Genomic DNA, 16,940 nt, shown 5'->3' with positions numbered 1-16,940 from the left:
CACTCCTGCTTCTCTACGAGACGCTGCGCGAACGCAGTGAGTGAGAGGCTTCTTTTTGTTTAAGCTAAACTTAGCCGCGAGGAGGTAGAAGCTATGTTAGGGTTAGATGCGATTAGAAATACCAGAGTTTACCAAGAAGCCAAAGAGGAAGGTAAGCAGGAAGGCAAACTGGAAGGTATTCCTGGTCTTTTAAGATTGGGATTAAGCTTAGAACAAATCGCTGAGGCTATGGGATTAGATATTGAGTTAGTACGACAAGCCGCAGCACAACACTCTATTGATAATCGTAATGTATAAATTCGAGTTGTGGCAATAAAAATGTATATAAGCCTGATTTGCCTGAAAAATCAGGCTTATATTTTGTTTCTGTCTCCATGCAGAAAAAGAAAATCTGTGTATATTGCTACCCAACACTCACAGCTAATAACTGCTCTGACATATCAAAATTAGAAGTGACATTCTGCACATCATCTAGACCTTCTAGGGTATCAATTAACTTGAGGAGCGATCGCGCTTGTTCTGCGTCTGTGACTTCCACATTGTTACTAGGAATCCAGCGCAATTCTACATCGGTGACTTGAAAACCTTTATCTTGTAAGGTTTGGTTGAGAATTTCTAAATTAGTGACTTCCGTCAACACTTCCGCCGTGTCTTCTGCCGTCATCTCATAAGATTCCGCACCACCTTCTAAGGATGCTTCTAAAAGCTGCTCTTCATCAAGCACACCTTCAACAACACATACACCTTTTTGGTCAAACATCCAGCTAACACAGCCTGTTTCACCCAAGTTACCACCATTTTTACTAAATGCTGCCCGCAAATCAGCCGCAGTACGATTACGGTTATCAGTCAAGGCTTCAATTAAAATTGCTACACCACCAGGGCCGTAACCTTCATAACGAATCTCTTCGAGAGTAGCATTATCATTAAAAGTACCAGCACCTTTAGCGATCGCTCTTTCAATGTTTTCATTCGGAATACCCGCCGCTTTTGCCTTCTCAATCGCTGTACGTAGCTGGAAATTCCCGGCTGGATCTGGTATTCCATTTCTCGCCGCCACAATAATGGCTCTAGACAATTGGGTAAAAGTCTTACCCTTCTTAGCATCAACTACAGCCTTTTGGCGTTTAATATTTGCCCATTTACTATGACCAGCCATAAGTTAAATGATTTATTCTCTCTCCAAAGATAGGATAATACATAGCTTCGGCTCAGATGCAAAGGGAAGATTGGGGATTAGGTATTGGGGATTGGAGATTGGGAAATATCTGTCTTGATTTACCCAGTCCCTTTGAGTCCTTTTGAGTCACCTGTAGTTTATCTCCTGAATATGCGGTATATTTCTCACCCTCGCAAATCCAGAACCAAAAGCAAAAAGATGAAAAATTTCCTGCGCCGTTTTCTGATGTTACTGGTAGTAGGACTATTAGCTGTAAGCGGTTGTCAAACTATACGCTCTGGAGTTAACGCGGGGAAAGTCACTCATATAACTTTATGGCATGGGGTGAACCCACCACCAAATCGGGATGTGTTGCAAAGGTTGGTAGATAAATTTAATCAAACTCACCCAGATATTCAAGTAGAATCACTGTATGTTGGGCAACAGGATCAGCAAATGCCCAAGATTTTGGCTGCTGTTGTGGGCAACGCACCACCTGATTTATTGTGGTTTAATCCTACCATTACCGGACAATTAGTAGAACTAGGGGCGTTGATTCCTATAGATGAGATGTTGGCAAACTCCCCAGTCAAAGACGAAATTGACCCCGCTCTCTATTCATCGATGCAATACCAAGATAAACTGTGGTCAGTGCCTTTTGCTACGAATAACGTAGGGATTTTTTATCGTCCGAGTTTATTTAAAGCCGCAGGAATTACAGAAACACCCCGCACTTGGGAGGAATTTCGGCAAGTTGCCAAGCAATTAACTCGTGACACTGATGGTGATGGCAGAATAGATCAGTATGGAATGTTTCTACCTTTGGGTAAAGGAGAATTTACAGTCTTTACTTGGTTGCCATTTATGTGGAGTAGTGGCGGTAAATTGGTGAGTGGTGATGTTCAAAATGCCGCAGAGGTGAAGTTACAGGATAATCAAGGAGCGATCGCCGCTTTACAATTTTGGCGTAATCTCATTCAAGATGGTTCGACGCTGTTATCCAGTCCAGAACGGGGTTATGAAACAGATCCTTTACTCTCAGGACAAGTAGCAATGCAAATCAACGGCCCCTGGAATCTCGGACAATTCCAAGCTACTAATATTGATTTTGGCGTATTTCCCCTACCAGCCAACCAACAACCCTCAACCAGTATCGGCGGCGAAAATTTATTCTTCTTTAAAACCACACCAGAAAGACAAAAAGCCGCTTTTAAGTTTGCTGAATATACCATGAGCGAAGAATTTCAAACCGAATTAGCCTTAGAAGCCGGTTATTTACCTATCAATGTCAAGTCCCGCGAAAGTGCAAAATATCAGGAATTTGTGCAGAAACTCCCACAAGTGCAAGTATTTTTAGAGCAAGCGAAACATGGGCGCAGTCGTCCGATTTTCCCAGGTTACAATCGCATTTCTGATAGTGTAGGTAGAGCCGTAGAAGCTGTATTACTAGGTCAAAGTTCCCCCACCGACGCACTCAAAGCATCACAGCAACGCTTGGATCTCATTTTTGATTGATGCCCAATCCCCCATGCCCCAGTACACTAAAATAAGAGTTGTTGTGACTTTCCCCAGTTATTAAAGTGTCAGACTCTTTACCTTTGCGCGATCGCTATCTCGCTTTAATTGATGAAATTGTCCAACTCACTCTTCAGGGCAGAATTAGCTCTGTAGAAATGGTGTATCAAATGCTGCAAAAAGGTCTAGTGGCTGGTACGGGGGAAATATTTGAGGTAGCTTTGAGCGATCGCGCCAGTGCAATCCAAACACAGGTAGATAGCGAACCTGATGAAGTGAAAAAAGCCAAAGCCAACCGCAGTTTACGAGCAATTAAAACAATTCAAACTCAATGGCAAAGATATAGAGAACAAAATCAAGCCATAGAAGCGATCGCCTCCGCATCTCAAGCCATCACCACAGCTTCAGCAGATGAACGTCTCGCCACATTCTTACGTCTGACTGATCCAAACCTCAAAAATCCGCTTAATTTATCCCAACTACAACAATTAGCCAAATCCTTACAACAATTTGCCCAGTTTGATGCAGACATAGCCCAGATATCACAAGGGATTACCCGTGGTTTAACTGCTTGGCAAAGGCTACAAGAGCATCTAGTAAGCTGGATGTATGAGCAGAATCAAGCCTTGGGATTTGGTGGTGTACCAGGAGAAACAGGCCCTTGGGCAACTTGGGCAAAAAAAGTTAATAGTGATGTACCCCAAGCTTTACTTCGCACCTTAGCTGTAGAGCAATCTGCAATTCCCTTTGCAGAAACTCAACGGGAATTAACCCTGAGTGATTGGGTGGAAATATCCATAATTTTACAATATTTGCAACGTGGGTTAGTTAGTTGGTTTGACCAGCAAACATATAACATTCAAGCAGGTTCTAAATTATCAATTTCCACCTTCTTGACTTTTGCTGTAATTTGGAGTCAGTTAGCCAGTGGTTGGCAAAGTCAAACGGTGTACAGTAATGCAGCATCTCAAATCATGCTACAAATTCTGCGAACCTTTGCCCAACGTGCTTATTTTCCCCTGTACGGTGGGATTTTCGCTTCCTTTTCTGGTAGCTACTTACGGGATGCACTGGATTATTTAGATGAACCATTAAGCAAAGTTGCGAGAACACAAGAAAAAGCGCGAATTTTAACGCTGTTGGGGTATTCACAACGGGCTTTAGGACAATATCAACGCTCAATCCAATTTCATGAGCAAGCCTTGGAAATAGCCAGGAATGCAGGCGATCGCCCCTGTGAAATTGCGAATTTAAATCACCTCAGCCGTACCTACGTACAAGAACAGAACTACACCGAAGCGATAAATCAGAGTCAAAGAGCATTAATGCTGAGTCGTCAAACAGGCGATCGCACCGGAGAAGCCAACGCCTTGGTTAACTTAGGTTACAGCGAAGTCATGCAAGCCCAAAAACTGGAACAAGTAGAACCAGAAACTTATGAAATGGCAATTAACTATTTAGAACAAGGATTAAACTTATCAGAAAAATTAGCTGATATTCAAAGTAAAGCCTTATGTCTCAGTAGCTTAGGAATTGCCTATCTAGTAATTCAAAAACCAGAAACAGCCATTAAATATCTAGAAGATGGTTTTAAAACAGCGCAAATTTCCGGCGATTTATACCTCCAAGGACGTAACTTAGCCTATCTAGCCGAAGCTTATTATCACTTACAAAATCCAGAAAAAGCCGTATACACTGGCAGCTTAGGAATGTATCTTTTAGAGCAAATTGCCTCTAGAGAATGGCGACAACCAGCCGGATTACTAATAATATTACAAGGACAAATAGGCACAGAAAACTTTCAAAACTTACTTCTGCAACACCGCCCCAAAATCATCGCCATCATAGGCATAGACGGCTATGATTACATACCCAAATTGCTAACACAATATCAAGAATCAACGTAATCAAGCAGATTCCAACCGCATAAAATCCAGATTCATCCGCGTTTATCTGCGTTCATCTGCGTTCCATTCTCATCCCAACTTAAAATTACTCAATTTCCTCACAACGAATTAACAACTTTTCTATCTGCGCTGCCAAAGAAATCAAATCATTCCAAGAAGAACCGCTAGCCAAATTTTGAGCATGAGCTAATTTATTGCGTAACTGTTCAGCAGCTTTTAAAAAGCGTTCACCAGAACGTTTTGATTTTAAATCTAATTGTTGCAGTAATTCTGGATGATGTAAAACTAACTCGCGCTTATCACAAAACTGGAGATAATCTAACAAATCTGTAGCTTCGTTTCTTTCTTGACTTTCTCGCCATAATTTACGGGCAATTTCTAAACGTTCATTTCTAAGCAATTTCTGCCAAGAATCTTGAGGATAGTAAAGCCTTACCAATCGTAACAAATTCATTTCTAATAAAGTCACTAAACCAAAAAGTAACATTCTGACTGGTGCTTTTTGTAAGTCGCCACAGGTAATAATTCCACTCACCTGATTGCAGTCTAGAACAAACAGTCTAGGACTTTGTTGTAAGATGGGTAGTAACTTGATGAGTGGTGTAGAAACAGCAATGAGTTCTTGAGGATGAAACACACGCTGATAGTCACCACAATTACCAGATTTAGCAGTGATTAAATTAGAGCGTTCAATATAGCCGGTGATAGTAGTTCCCGTTTCAATTCCCACCACATCAAAATCTTGTACCTGCATCCAGAGCAGCACTTCTGTCACGTTTGACTCTGCTGGCACAGATTTGAGAGATTCCGCCACATATTCAATTGTGATATTGTTCTCAAATAAACTCCGCAAGTCTTGGGAACGGGATTTCAGATGTTTCATCTAGCCAATGGCATATTAGCAAAAGTTTAGTCCCTATTTTAAAGTTAATATTTTACTCTTAAAACTTCAAGCGTCCAGACAAAAAAAGTCTAGACGCTTGAATAATAGGTTGCAGATAAACTTCTGCTAGTTAGTTAAATTATGCAGGCATCATTTGCATGGCTCTGCAAGCTTCTGCACAATTGCGGCAAGCCATTGCACAATCCATCATCATTTTATCATCGGGCATTTGTTCACAGGCCATCGCCACGCGATCGCACATTTCTGCACAGAGCATACAAGTGCGTCCCATAAACTCAGAACCGCCCATCATCATATTCATACACATCATGCACATTTCCGCGCAGTCGCGCATCATGCCCATCATGCCCATCTCCATTTGCTTACCGCCTTTACTCATGCAGTAAGTCATAGTTTCCATGCACATTTTCTGACATTCCATACAAGCTTTCATACAAGCTTGCATTTGCTCAGTCATCGATTCAGTCATCATCATCATCATAGGAAATACCTCCGATTTTCTGATGCTTAGATAACGTCCTTTGCAGGACTTACCTATAACGCTAATCATAACTTTTGAAAACGTCAATAGCCCTTTTGGTCATAAAATTTTTAAGTTGACTTTCCCGATAAAATTACCGGGTTTTCATCAACAATCTACACAAGTTTATAGGGGTTTGATTACTAATCATTGCCAAGTCAGGCTTATAAAGCCTACTGAAAAACTGGAGTTTATTAAGTCCGTCTTTTTTGTCCACTGAAATCAAACATCAGACCTAAAAATTAATCGATAATTACGTCTTTTTTTGAGATAAATTAGTCAAAATAAAAATTATTAATTTCTGTGACAAATAACTAAATATTTAGCAATATATCTGAAAAATTAATCAAATTCAGGCAGCAATAACTGATTAAATTCTAACGATTTAACATCTATCATCTGATATATATTTCTGAACTTAACTTCAAATAGCTACAAATCAAAAATCGGCAGTGAAGAATCAATCACTGCCGAGACTGAAATGAATTCTGGTTAGAGAAATTACTTCTGGCTAACTGATCTTGGTTGTTCCAGGTAGCCATATACTAGACGAGAAACTTGATTGATAAAACTCTTGGCTCTAGCATCACGAAAAGGTCTACCTACTAAAATACCTGCTAAGTAGCGTTTTCCTGATGGTGTTTGTATAATGCCAGCATCGCCTAACACCCTTCCTAGTGTACCTGTTTTGTGAGCGATCGCCGCACCTTTACCCAGACCAACAGGTAACAAACTTCTGTTTTTGCAGCGACGCATGATATCCATCACCTGAGCATAGCTGTTACGATTGATCAACTTATCATTAGAAATTAACGCCGCCAACCGGACTAAATCTTTAGCACTGGTTGTATTAGTCCCTTTAAAATCTCCTAGCAAATTACGAATCACAGTATTTTGCAATCCCCAACTGCGGAAACGCTCATTCAGTCTATTCTTACCACCCAAGCGATCAATAATCATATTGGTGGCGGTATTATCGCTGATAGTCATCATTCTGGTGGCAGTTTCCAAAAGATTAAACTTAGTTCCAGGCTTTTGATACTGCATATTACCCGAACCACCAGTCATCAAGTCACGCCGCATTACTAAAGTTTCATTTGTCTTGACTCTACCCGCCTCAATTTCTTGGAATAAAGCCACAAGAACCGGGAACTTAATAGTGCTAGCAGCAGGGAATGCTTTCTCACCGTTGATGTCTAAATACTCACCCGTTTCCATATCTAAGAAAAACATTCCGGGTGTGAGAGAACTGTAACGTCTCATCAAGCTTTTAATTTGAGACTCCAGTTGAGATATCTCATGATTTAAAGGTACAACCCCCGCAAAATTTAAGTTATTTTCGATGGGAAGAAAAATTTTATCTTCACTACCAGAGATTGGACTAGATGATATTTGCTCAACATCCTTCTCAATTACTGATAAATCAACAACCCAGCGAGTAGACAAATTTCCTTTAATCAATAATTTTTCAGGATTAGCTGTATAACCAGGGGCTAGCTCAACCACTATCCTAGTAGTTTGAGCATCAAACTGACCAATCCGAATTTCTCTAACTGCTGCCCCAAAGCTTCTATTGATTGTACTACGGTTTAAGCTGGTTTTGGGAAAGTCAATGACAATGCGATTAGGGTTACTAATTAAAAAAGCTTTTGGTTTAACTTCAGAATCAGTAGTGATACTTAATTGATTATTATTGGGGTTAAAATTCCATGATTGTAAGCGGGCTGCATTTGCAGGTAAAGATACAAGAACACTGCTGAGTAAGCCGAGAAATAAAACAGGTGATTTCATGCGTGTGAGTTGTGAACAGCGATATAGTGCATTTGCAAGTTTTTCTGAGACTGTTAAATATTTTCCGGAGAATATTTAACACTCTAGTAATTGCCTTTCTTTTCCGACATCGAGACGTTGATAAAATCAAATAGTTCCAATGTCATTTCAAGAAAGCCGACACAGATTAGTCAACACTACGACAACATAGTTTCATTCATTTGTCAATATGCCAGCATTGAACCAATCAAAGCAACTCAACTAGGTGTTTTAACAATACAATGAATCTTGAACAATTAAATAGCCAATTTGCCCATTTTTACAAAAACTTGTCGATGAAAATCCATTATTTACAACATGTTCCTTTTGAAAACCTTGCCAGTATAGAATCATGGGCTATCAAAAATCATCATCAAATTTCAGCCACTAAATTTTATGAAAATGACCCTTTACCGAAAATTGATGAGATTGATTGGTTAATAGTCATGGGTGGGCCGATGAATATATATGAGGATGAAAAGTATGCTTGGCTGACTCCAGAAAAGCGATTTATAGAACAAGTAATTCAAGCGAATAAGATAGTTATCGGCATTTGTTTAGGAGCGCAATTAATCGCGGATGTTTTAGGAGCAAGAGTTTATCAAGGACAGTATAAAGAAATAGGTTGGTTTCCGATTGAACTCACAAAATTAGCCCAAGAATCAGCTATTTTCGGTGCTTTACCGCCAAAGTTTACAGTGTTTCATTGGCATGGTGACACGTTTGATTTACCTCAAAGCGCAACTAGATTAGCTTACAGCGAAGCTTGTCAGAATCAGGCATTTATTTATAAAAAGAATGTATTAGCTTTACAGTTTCACTTGGAGTCAACTCAAGACAGTATTCGTCAGATAATAGAGAATTGTGCCAATGAACTGGTTGATGGCAAATACATTCAGCAACCAGAACAGATGCTAGCCCAAGAAGAGAATTTTGACAAGATTAACACTATAATGAGCAACATACTAGATAGACTTGCTAATCAAAGTCTGAGCTAGTTTACCTGTTTGGGGAATGGGGAATGGGGACTGGGGAATAGGAAAGAATTTCTCCCTTGTCTACCCCTGCACCCCTGCTGATTCCTAGCCTTTCAATCGCAACCTAGAGTTGTCGCACTACTGGCTTACCGTCTACGACTTCGCCAACTAAAACTACATCTGCACAGTTGACGAAGATACCATTTTCTAAAACACCTGGAATATTATTCAGGGTTTTTTCTAGGTTAACTGGGTCGTCAATGGAATCAAATCTCACATCTAAGACAAAGTTACCTTGGTCAGTGATTACAGGGCCGGCTTTTTTCACACCCATACGCAGTTCTGGTTTACCACCGAGTTTTTTAATCGCATTAGTTACAGGGGTAATTGCCATGGGGATAACTTCCACTGGGACAGCGAAAACAGAACCTAAGCGGTCTACTAATTTACCACTGTCTACCACGACAATAAATTGATTCGCCAAGTAATCAACAACTTTCTCGCGGGTATGGGCTGCACCACCACCTTTAATCAAGTTTTTGTTGGGGTCAACTTCATCAGCCCCATCAATGGCAATATCAATATGGTCAACAGCGTCTAGAGTGGTGAGAGGAACGCCGTATTTTTTCGCCAACACCTCAGACTGAAACGAGGTAGGGATACCAAGAATATCTTTGAGTTCGCCAGACTTGAGGCGATCGCCTAAATATTGAATCGTGTAAGCTGTAGTAGAACCAGTCCCCAACCCCACAATTGAACCAGACTTAACCAAAGCCGCCGCAGCTTTACCAACTTCTTGCTTCATCAAAGTAACTGGGTCTATTGTTCCTGTCATTCCCAAAACTCCTAAAATATTGTCTAAATTGATGGCTTCACCACGGCCGACTATACTACAATCCTTGCCACTTCAAAATTCACTCCAGCACAATTTTTCGGGATGAGGGGGATGAGGAAGACAAAGGAAGGGGGACAAGGGGACAAGGTAGACAAGGTAGACAAGGAATAAATAATTACCCATGCCCAGTCCCCAATCCCCAATCCCCAATCCCCAGTCCCCAATCCCCAGTCCCCAACCTCGGCAACCTTAACCAATAAAAATGTGTCAACATAATCAGTGCGTGATGGGTTACGTCCCGCCAGTTATTGTAGATACAGAGAAGCAGATTTCCAGTGGTAAGAACTATGCGCCCTTGGCTAAGTACATTTTCTTTAGTGCTACTACTCCAAAGCTTCCCGGTAATTGTGCCAGCCCAGGCGAGTGAAACTCATGCGGGAGTGACATCAGCAGCAATTGAAGAAGTAGTTGCTGCCAAGTTGATGACTAATGCACCGGATGGTAACTTTTATCCAGAACGGTTGATGAGTCGTGCAGAATTAGCCACGATTTTAGTTAAAGCCTTTCATTTAGATAAGCGTGAAGCCGCTAAACAAGACAAATCTGTACCTGTATCAGATGTTCCCTCATCTCACTGGGCATACCAAGATATCCAGACAGTGTTGAAAACAGATGTGATGAGAGGTTATCGGGGTAATTTGTTTTTCCCTAATCAAAGAGTCACCAGGGCAGAAGGTTTAGCGATTTTTGCTCAAGCTTACGGCGTGTTTCAGTTTGGTGATGATACAGTTAATGATATTTTAGCCCCATACCCAGATGCGAAGATTATACCTAATTGGGCAAGAAGAGCGATCGCCACAGTAGTAGCAGAAGGATTTATTAACACTGATGCCGAGAATCATCTAGCCCCCTTAAAACCTATGACTCGCGGGGATATGGCACATCTGTTGAGTAAATATTTGCAAAGACAGCAAAAGCAACCGGAAATGCCAGAAGTTCCCAGTGCTACTAACTCCCCAGCACCTCTGTAATTTCAAACAGCACACAGCCAAAAAGCAGAAGTTAAAATATTACATCCCTACACTGTGGACTGTTGATGCTCAAATTGGAGATATATTGCTGTTTTACCTGGACAATTGTCTATTTCGCTACTTTTAAAACCTGCGAATAATTACATACTTTATAGTAAGTTTGCGGTCTAAACTTAGAAGCCTACTGATTAAGAATAAATCCTGACAACCTTTTACCTAATTACCCACGTTTGGCAATTACATTTTAGACTGCTACTTAGTGACAGTCTAATTCTGCCGATAACCCGACCGTGGGAAAATCAGAATACCAAAAGTTAGAGATTAGAGAGGAAAACGCTATAATATGCACTTGAGTGAAATCACCCATCCTAATCAGTTGCACGGTTTATCTATCCGGCAACTGCAACAGATCGCCCGCCAAATTCGAGATAAACATTTACAAACGGTAGCCGCAACTGGTGGACATCTGGGGCCTGGCTTGGGTGTTGTAGAGTTAACACTAGGGCTTTACCAGACTTTAGATTTAGACCGAGATAAAGTGATTTGGGATGTAGGACACCAAGCTTATCCCCACAAACTGATCACAGGACGGTACAACGACTTCCACACCCTCAGACAAAAAGACGGAATTGCTGGTTATCTCAAGCTGTGTGAAAACAAATTCGATCACTTTGGTGCAGGCCACGCTTCCACCAGTATCTCAGCAGCCCTAGGTATGGCTTTAGCACGAGATATGAACGGGGAAAAATTTAAAGTCGCGGCGGTAATTGGTGATGGTGCTTTAACTGGTGGTATGGCTTTAGAAGCCATCAACCACGCCGGACACTTACCCAAAACTAACCTGTTGGTGGTTCTCAACGACAATGAGATGTCCATCTCTCCGAATGTGGGTGCTATTCCTCGCTACCTCAACAAAATGCGTCTCAGTCCGCCAATGCAGTTCTTCAAAGATAATTTTGAGGAACAGGTGAAACATATTCCTTTTGTGGGTGAATCTTTATCCCCCGAACTAGGACGCATCAAAGAAGGGATGAAGCGTTTAGCAGTTCCCAAAGTAGGCGCAGTTTTTGAAGAACTGGGCTTTACTTACATGGGGCCAGTAGATGGGCATAATTTGGAAGAATTAATCGCTACCTTCCAACAGGCGCATCAAATCGCCGGGCCTGTGTTAGTCCATGTGGTGACAGTGAAGGGCAAAGGTTATGAAATTGCGGAACAAGACCAAGTAGGCTATCACGCCCAAAACCCCTTTAACTTGGCAACAGGTAAAGCGATTCCTTCTAGCAAGCCCAAACCCCCGGCTTATGCTAAAGTCTTTTCTCATACTCTCGTCAAACTTGCCGAACAAAACCCTAAAATTATCGGTATTACGGCAGCGATGGCGACAGGTACAGGTTTAGATAAACTGCAAGCCAAATTACCCAATCAATATATTGATGTCGGTATCGCTGAACAACACGCCGTGACATTGGCGGCAGGGTTAGCTTGTGAAGGTATGCGTCCTGTAGCGGCGATTTACTCTACCTTCCTGCAACGGGCTTATGACCAGATTATCCACGATGTCTGTATTCAAAACCTACCAGTATTTTTCTGTCTGGATAGGGCGGGAATTGTGGGCGCGGATGGCCCTACTCACCAAGGGATGTATGACATAGCCTATCTGCGTTGTATTCCTAATATGGTGTTGATGGCACCAAAAGATGAGGCAGAATTGCAACGGATGATTGTAACTGGTATTAACCATACCAGCAGCCCAATTGCGATGCGTTTCCCTCGTGGTAATGGTTACGGTGTGCCTCTGATGGAAGAAGGTTGGGAACCTTTGGAAATTGGTAAAGGTGAAATTCTCCGCAATGGCGAGGATGTGTTAATCGTCGGCTATGGTACAATGGTTTACCCCAGTATGCAAGCGGCGGAAATTCTCAGCGAACATGGTATTGAAGCGACTGTGATTAATGCCCGGTTTGTTAAACCTTTGGATACAGAATTAATTTTACCTTTAGCTAAGAAAATTGGGCGTGTAGTCACTCTTGAAGAAGGCTGTGAAATGGGTGGCTTTGGTTCAGCTGTCGCAGAAGCCTTGTTAGATGCTGATGTGCTAGTTCCTGTGAAACGCATTGGTATTCCTGATGTGTTGGTGGAACACGCTACACCTGATGAATCAAAAGCCGAATTAGGATTAACTAGCCGTCAAATTGCCGAAAGAGTGTTAACTGCTTTCTTTCAGAAACAAGCATCGGCTGTTGTGTAGTTAATTTCTGGTTGTTAGTCTAAGCTTTCGTGAAATAACCCCTGTTTTTAGGGGTTATTTTTATTTGAGATTCTTAAACATTGTGCTTTCCATTTAAACCTATCCCCTACAAATGTAGAGACGTTTCATGAAACGTCTCTACATCTTCCCCCATTCCCTTGTAGGGAAGGGGGGTGAGGGGGGTTAGGTTAGAGAGACTTTCAGACTTTCAGAGTGACAATAATAATTTGCACACACACTTATTATGATGTGATTTGACGACGGAAGCGATCGCAATTCTTAGCCTATGTTTCTAGATATCATCAACTCATTGTTAACTTTGGCACATTTATTCAATAAATCTCCTGACAAAAGTTGAGAATCTATGTTTATGTGAACTGAAAACCCACTGAGTTCACAAGCCGCTTGATTTCTCCGTCGCAGCCCCATTTACAAAGTCGCCTACAATTGTGACAATTAAGCTAGAATTATTAAAGGTTCTTTACAGAATTTGCCTAACAAACCCAATTCTGTTAAAGCAGCCGAGCAATTAATTGTAAATCTACAAACTCCCTCTAGAGTTAACACTAAGTTTCTATGACGCTTCCCATTCGTAACGTCGCCATTATCGCCCACGTAGACCACGGCAAAACCACCCTGGTTGATGCACTCCTGAGACAGTCCGGCATTTTCCGAGAAGGTGAAGACGTTCCGGATTGCGTCATGGACTCCAACGACCTAGAACGGGAACGGGGGATTACGATTCTGGCGAAAAATACAGCAGTTCGCTACAAAGATACACTCATCAATATTATTGATACCCCTGGACATGCTGACTTCGGTGGCGAAGTGGAACGGGTTCTGGGTATGGTTGACGGTTGTATCCTGATTGTAGATGCTAATGAAGGCCCGATGCCTCAAACACGCTTTGTGTTGAAAAAGGCATTAGAAAAAGGACTACGCCCGATTGTTGTGGTTAACAAAATCGACCGTCCCCAAGCAGAACCCTACGGTGCAGTAGACAAGGTATTCGATTTGTTCGTGGAATTAGGCGCGGATAATGACCAGTGCGATTTCCCCTATCTGTTTGCCTCTGGTTTGTCTGGTTTCGCTAAAGAATCCTTGGAAGATGAATCCAAGGATATGCAACCCTTATTTGAAGCGATTTTACGACACGTTCCACCCCCAGTTGGTGATGCTAGCAAGCCTCTGCAATTGCAAGTTACAACCCTAGATTATTCTGAATATCTAGGACGGATTGTGATTGGTAGAATTCACAACGGTAAAATCCAGGCTGGACAACAAGCTGCTTTGGTAACAGAAAGTGGCGCAATTGTCAAGTCTAAAATCAGCAAATTGCTAGGTTTTGAAGGTTTGAGGCGGGTAGAATTAGAAGAAGCTTCCGCCGGTTATATTGTAGCGGTGGCTGGTTTTGCGGATGCCAATATTGGGGAAACAATTACAGACCCCAACGAACCGCAAGCTTTACCATTAATTAAAGTAGATGAGCCTACTTTACAGATGACCTTCTGGGTGAATGATTCACCTTTTGCGGGTCAAGAAGGTAAACTGGTGACATCTCGACAAGTGCGCGATCGCCTATTCCGCGAACTAGAAACTAACGTAGCCCTGCGCGTCGAAGAAACCGACTCCCCCGATAAATTCCTGGTTTCCGGTCGTGGTGAACTGCACCTGGGTATCTTAATCGAAACCATGCGCCGTGAGGGTTACGAGTTCCAAGTATCCCAGCCACAGGTAATTTACCGCGAAGTTAACGGTCAACCCTGTGAACCTTATGAATTGTTAGTATTAGACGTTCCTTCAGATGCAGTTGGTAGCTGTATCGAACGTTTAGGACAACGTAAAGGCGAAATGCAAGATATGCAGCCTGGGGTTAGCAACCGCACCCAGTTAGAGTTTGTCATACCCGCCCGTGGTTTGATTGGTTTCCGTGGTGAATTCATGCGGATGACCCGTGGTGAAGGTATCATGAACCACAGCTTCTTAGATTATCGTGCGATTTGTGGCGAAATTGAAGCCCGTAACAAAGGCGTGTTGATTGCCTTTGAAGAAGGTGTTTCTACCTTCTACGCCATGAAGAACGCAGAAGATAGAGGTTTATTCTTTATTACTCCCGGTACTAAAGTTTACAAGGGTATGATTGTGGGTGAACACAACCGTCCCCAAGACTTAGAACTGAATGTCTGCAAAACCAAGCAGTTAACCAACCACCGCGCATCCGGTGGCGACGAGTTGGTACAGTTGCAAGCACCTGTAGAAATGAGTCTCGAACGGGCGTTAGAGTACATCGGCCCCGATGAGTTGGTGGAAGTTACACCCCAATCTATTCGCCTAAGAAAGATGGCGAAGAAGTTGGCGAAAAGATAAGTAAAGTTACTTAAATAGATTTATAAAGCCCGCCAATGCGGGCTTTTTGTTTTTTATTTATCTTGAATACACACCTAAGACATGAGCTTTTACATACATTATTCCAAGGAATTTTGCCTGTGAATAATTCCGCAGTTGTTATCAAGACAATCTCTTGCTTATAGAAAAGGAGCGTATCGGTTAGCATGGATGGTTAATATACTTTTACTTAGTCAAGCTAATAGACGCATTTTATTTCTGGAGGCATTGATTGTGACAAGAACAATATGGATAGTTGATGCAGCTTATCTAATGAAAGCAGCTTGTTGGAATGGAGAGAGGCTTCAAAAGCTGATTCTTGTATTGCTGGAGAGACGGTTTCATCCTGTTGGGATACGCGATCGCTTATTAGCGAGACGCAACGCACAAGGCTAAACTGAAGCAAAAGCTGACAAAAAAGCTATATTCAAAACATCGGGTTTTGGTAAAAACTATCAATGCACCAAGTTAATTTGAAAGAAGCTGAGACTCGCCTAGCACAACTAATTGAAGAGGCGGCTGGTGGAGAAGAAGTCATTATCACACGCAGTGATGGCACATCTTTCAAAATCGTGCCGCTTGGTCGAGTGGAAGCACGCCCCAAGTTTGGTAGTGCTAGGGGTTTAGTAAAAATGTCAGACGATTTTGATGAGCCATTGGCAGATTTTGAGGAATACGCACCATGAGGCTCATGCTCGACACCCATACGTTTTTATGGTTTATTGAGGGCAGTTTGAATCTCAGTGAGACGGCAAAAAATCTGATTGAAGATCAGCAAAATCAAAGGTTTTTGAGCATTGCCAGTCTTTGGGAAATGTCTATCAAAGTCAGTATTGGCAAGCTACAACTAGACATGACTTTTACTGAGTTGGTTAAGCAACAGGTCTATGGTAACGCTATTGAATTACTGGAAATACGACCAGAACATTTAGATGAGTTAGCAAAGTTGCCTTTTTGCCATAGAGATCCATTTGATCGACTGATAATTTCTCAAAGTTTGGTGGAGAGCATACCGATAGTTACTAAAGACAGTGTGTTTGAAAGCTATCCTGTGCAAATATTGTGGTGAATTGTACCACCTTGATCAAGTCACTAAGGAAGTTAAAAACGAAATGGAAGATGAATTACGTCCTGAGTACGACTTCGCTCAAATGGAAGGGGGGGTTAGAGGTAAATATGTTGAGCGACTAGATAAAAATCGTCCGATGACGACAATCACAATTCGCATTCCCGAAGATGTCATCGAAGATTTGAAAAGAATAGCACCATTACTGGGATTTTCTGGCTATCAACCATGAGTTCGTGCTTATATTGGTCAAGGACTCAGGGCTGATATGGAACGATTAGACAGTGATACTGTGTCAGCACTTATCGCTAGCCTCAAGCGTCATGGCGTGAGCGATGAGATAATCAATGAAGCCCTCAGCGAAGTGACTCAAAGATGGTTAAATTGCGGCGCGACTACTGTGAATTTTCATGAGTGTTGGGTTAAAACGGAAACATGAAAATTATCAAACCCATCACTAACTGGTTAGAAACCCATGCTAGCACCCCAGCATACACCGGTTGGATACTAGCGGCAATTGCTGTTTGTTTTTTTGGTGCAGCTATTAATACAATGGCTGGCTGTATGCCATTAGCGGCGTG

The 16,940-nt window shown here is 41.9% G+C and carries 15 protein-coding genes and 1 pseudogene; 11 read left to right on the top strand and 5 right to left on the bottom strand.

Annotated elements, in window-relative coordinates; translation table 11 throughout:
- The first annotated feature begins 93 nt into the window (after positions 1–93).
- Entirely contained in the window at positions 94–297 is a 204-nt protein-coding gene (locus A3775_RS10610) for a hypothetical protein (RefSeq protein ID WP_066424886.1), read from the top strand.
- A 106-nt stretch (positions 298–403) separates the two neighbouring features.
- Here the strand turns inward: A3775_RS10610 and A3775_RS10605 are convergent, their stop codons facing one another.
- On the bottom strand, positions 404–1,159 hold the full coding sequence (locus A3775_RS10605) for a YebC/PmpR family DNA-binding transcriptional regulator (protein ID WP_066378811.1): 756 nt from the start codon (positions 1,157–1,159) through the stop codon (positions 404–406).
- Positions 1,160–1,378: 219 nt separating this feature from the next.
- Between A3775_RS10605 and A3775_RS10600 the strand changes: the two genes are divergently transcribed.
- The gene (locus A3775_RS10600) at positions 1,379–2,674 is read left to right on the top strand and encodes an ABC transporter substrate-binding protein (protein WP_066424884.1); all 1,296 of its coding nucleotides are present in this window, start codon (positions 1,379–1,381) and stop codon (positions 2,672–2,674) included.
- A gap of 65 nt (positions 2,675–2,739) precedes the next feature.
- Positions 2,740–4,581, top strand: a complete 1,842-nt coding sequence (locus A3775_RS10595; protein WP_066424882.1) for a tetratricopeptide repeat protein — start codon at positions 2,740–2,742, stop codon at positions 4,579–4,581.
- An 85-nt stretch (positions 4,582–4,666) separates the two neighbouring features.
- Here the strand turns inward: A3775_RS10595 and A3775_RS10590 are convergent, their stop codons facing one another.
- From A3775_RS10590 to A3775_RS10580, 3 genes are all read right to left on the bottom strand, one after another.
- Positions 4,667–5,464, bottom strand: a complete 798-nt coding sequence (locus A3775_RS10590; protein WP_066424881.1) for a hypothetical protein — start codon at positions 5,462–5,464, stop codon at positions 4,667–4,669.
- 139 nt (positions 5,465–5,603) lie between these two features.
- The gene (locus A3775_RS10585; RefSeq protein WP_066424895.1) at positions 5,604–5,966 is read right to left on the bottom strand and encodes a ferredoxin; all 363 of its coding nucleotides are present in this window, start codon (positions 5,964–5,966) and stop codon (positions 5,604–5,606) included.
- A 540-nt stretch (positions 5,967–6,506) separates the two neighbouring features.
- Positions 6,507–7,796 (bottom strand): serine hydrolase, encoded by a 1,290-nt coding sequence (locus A3775_RS10580; protein ID WP_066424879.1) that lies wholly within the window; start codon positions 7,794–7,796, stop codon positions 6,507–6,509.
- A gap of 260 nt (positions 7,797–8,056) precedes the next feature.
- On the opposite strand from A3775_RS10580, the gene A3775_RS10575 reads away from it, so the two are divergent.
- Positions 8,057–8,812, top strand: a complete 756-nt coding sequence (locus tag A3775_RS10575) for a type 1 glutamine amidotransferase (RefSeq protein WP_231866985.1) — start codon at positions 8,057–8,059, stop codon at positions 8,810–8,812.
- A 103-nt stretch (positions 8,813–8,915) separates the two neighbouring features.
- On the opposite strand, the gene rpiA is transcribed toward A3775_RS10575, so the two are convergent.
- Positions 8,916–9,626: a ribose-5-phosphate isomerase RpiA gene (gene rpiA / locus A3775_RS10570; RefSeq protein WP_066378830.1), complete on the bottom strand. Its 711-nt coding sequence runs from the start codon at positions 9,624–9,626 to the stop codon at positions 8,916–8,918.
- Positions 9,627–9,973: 347 nt separating this feature from the next.
- Here rpiA and A3775_RS10565 point away from each other — a divergent pair, with 347 nt between their 5' ends.
- From A3775_RS10565 to A3775_RS24130, 7 genes and pseudogenes are all read left to right on the top strand, one after another.
- Entirely contained in the window at positions 9,974–10,657 is a 684-nt protein-coding gene (locus tag A3775_RS10565; protein ID WP_197480128.1) for an S-layer homology domain-containing protein, read from the top strand.
- A gap of 343 nt (positions 10,658–11,000) precedes the next feature.
- Positions 11,001–12,908, top strand: coding sequence for a 1-deoxy-D-xylulose-5-phosphate synthase (gene dxs / locus A3775_RS10560; protein ID WP_066424877.1), 1,908 nt, complete (start codon positions 11,001–11,003; stop codon positions 12,906–12,908).
- Positions 12,909–13,484: 576 nt separating this feature from the next.
- Entirely contained in the window at positions 13,485–15,275 is a 1,791-nt protein-coding gene (gene typA, locus A3775_RS10555; protein ID WP_066378833.1) for a translational GTPase TypA, read from the top strand.
- Between the two features lie 252 nt (positions 15,276–15,527).
- On the top strand, positions 15,528–15,689 hold the full coding sequence (locus A3775_RS10550; protein WP_156481594.1) for a hypothetical protein: 162 nt from the start codon (positions 15,528–15,530) through the stop codon (positions 15,687–15,689).
- A 62-nt stretch (positions 15,690–15,751) separates the two neighbouring features.
- A complete protein-coding gene (locus tag A3775_RS10545; RefSeq protein ID WP_066378837.1) occupies positions 15,752–15,979 on the top strand; it encodes a type II toxin-antitoxin system Phd/YefM family antitoxin in 228 nt (75 codons plus the stop codon).
- Complete coding sequence (locus A3775_RS10540; RefSeq protein ID WP_066378839.1) at positions 15,976–16,362, top strand: type II toxin-antitoxin system VapC family toxin; 387 nt, start codon at positions 15,976–15,978, stop codon at positions 16,360–16,362. The genes A3775_RS10545 and A3775_RS10540 overlap by 4 nt, the downstream gene beginning before the upstream one ends.
- Positions 16,363–16,444: 82 nt before the next feature.
- Positions 16,445–16,798: pseudogene (locus A3775_RS24130) on the top strand (hypothetical protein).
- The last annotated feature ends 142 nt before the right edge of the window (positions 16,799–16,940 follow it).

The sequence above is a fragment of the Anabaena sp. 4-3 genome (assembly GCF_001597745.1).
GTDB lineage: Bacteria > Cyanobacteriota > Cyanobacteriia > Cyanobacteriales > Nostocaceae > Trichormus.
The sequence above is the reverse complement of the archived record's forward strand: the minus strand, read 5'-3'. Positions and strand labels throughout refer to the sequence as shown.

Coding starts and splice junctions, on each gene's coding strand:
- A3775_RS10605 (WP_066378811.1), bottom strand. CDS start 1,159: ATGGCTGGTCATAGTAAATGGGCAAATATTAAACGCCAAAAGGCTGTA.
- dxs (WP_066424877.1), top strand. CDS start 11,001: ATGCACTTGAGTGAAATCACCCATCCTAATCAGTTGCACGGTTTATCT.
- rpiA (WP_066378830.1), bottom strand. CDS start 9,626: ATGACAGGAACAATAGACCCAGTTACTTTGATGAAGCAAGAAGTTGGT.
- A3775_RS10585 (WP_066424895.1), bottom strand. CDS start 5,966: ATGATGATGATGATGACTGAATCGATGACTGAGCAAATGCAAGCTTGT.
- A3775_RS10600 (WP_066424884.1), top strand. CDS start 1,379: ATGAAAAATTTCCTGCGCCGTTTTCTGATGTTACTGGTAGTAGGACTA.
- A3775_RS10590 (WP_066424881.1), bottom strand. CDS start 5,464: ATGAAACATCTGAAATCCCGTTCCCAAGACTTGCGGAGTTTATTTGAG.
- A3775_RS10545 (WP_066378837.1), top strand. CDS start 15,752: ATGCACCAAGTTAATTTGAAAGAAGCTGAGACTCGCCTAGCACAACTA.
- A3775_RS10580 (WP_066424879.1), bottom strand. CDS start 7,796: ATGAAATCACCTGTTTTATTTCTCGGCTTACTCAGCAGTGTTCTTGTA.
- typA (WP_066378833.1), top strand. CDS start 13,485: ATGACGCTTCCCATTCGTAACGTCGCCATTATCGCCCACGTAGACCAC.
- A3775_RS10610 (WP_066424886.1), top strand. CDS start 94: ATGTTAGGGTTAGATGCGATTAGAAATACCAGAGTTTACCAAGAAGCC.
- A3775_RS10565 (WP_197480128.1), top strand. CDS start 9,974: ATGCGCCCTTGGCTAAGTACATTTTCTTTAGTGCTACTACTCCAAAGC.
- A3775_RS10575 (WP_231866985.1), top strand. CDS start 8,057: ATGAATCTTGAACAATTAAATAGCCAATTTGCCCATTTTTACAAAAAC.
- A3775_RS10540 (WP_066378839.1), top strand. CDS start 15,976: ATGAGGCTCATGCTCGACACCCATACGTTTTTATGGTTTATTGAGGGC.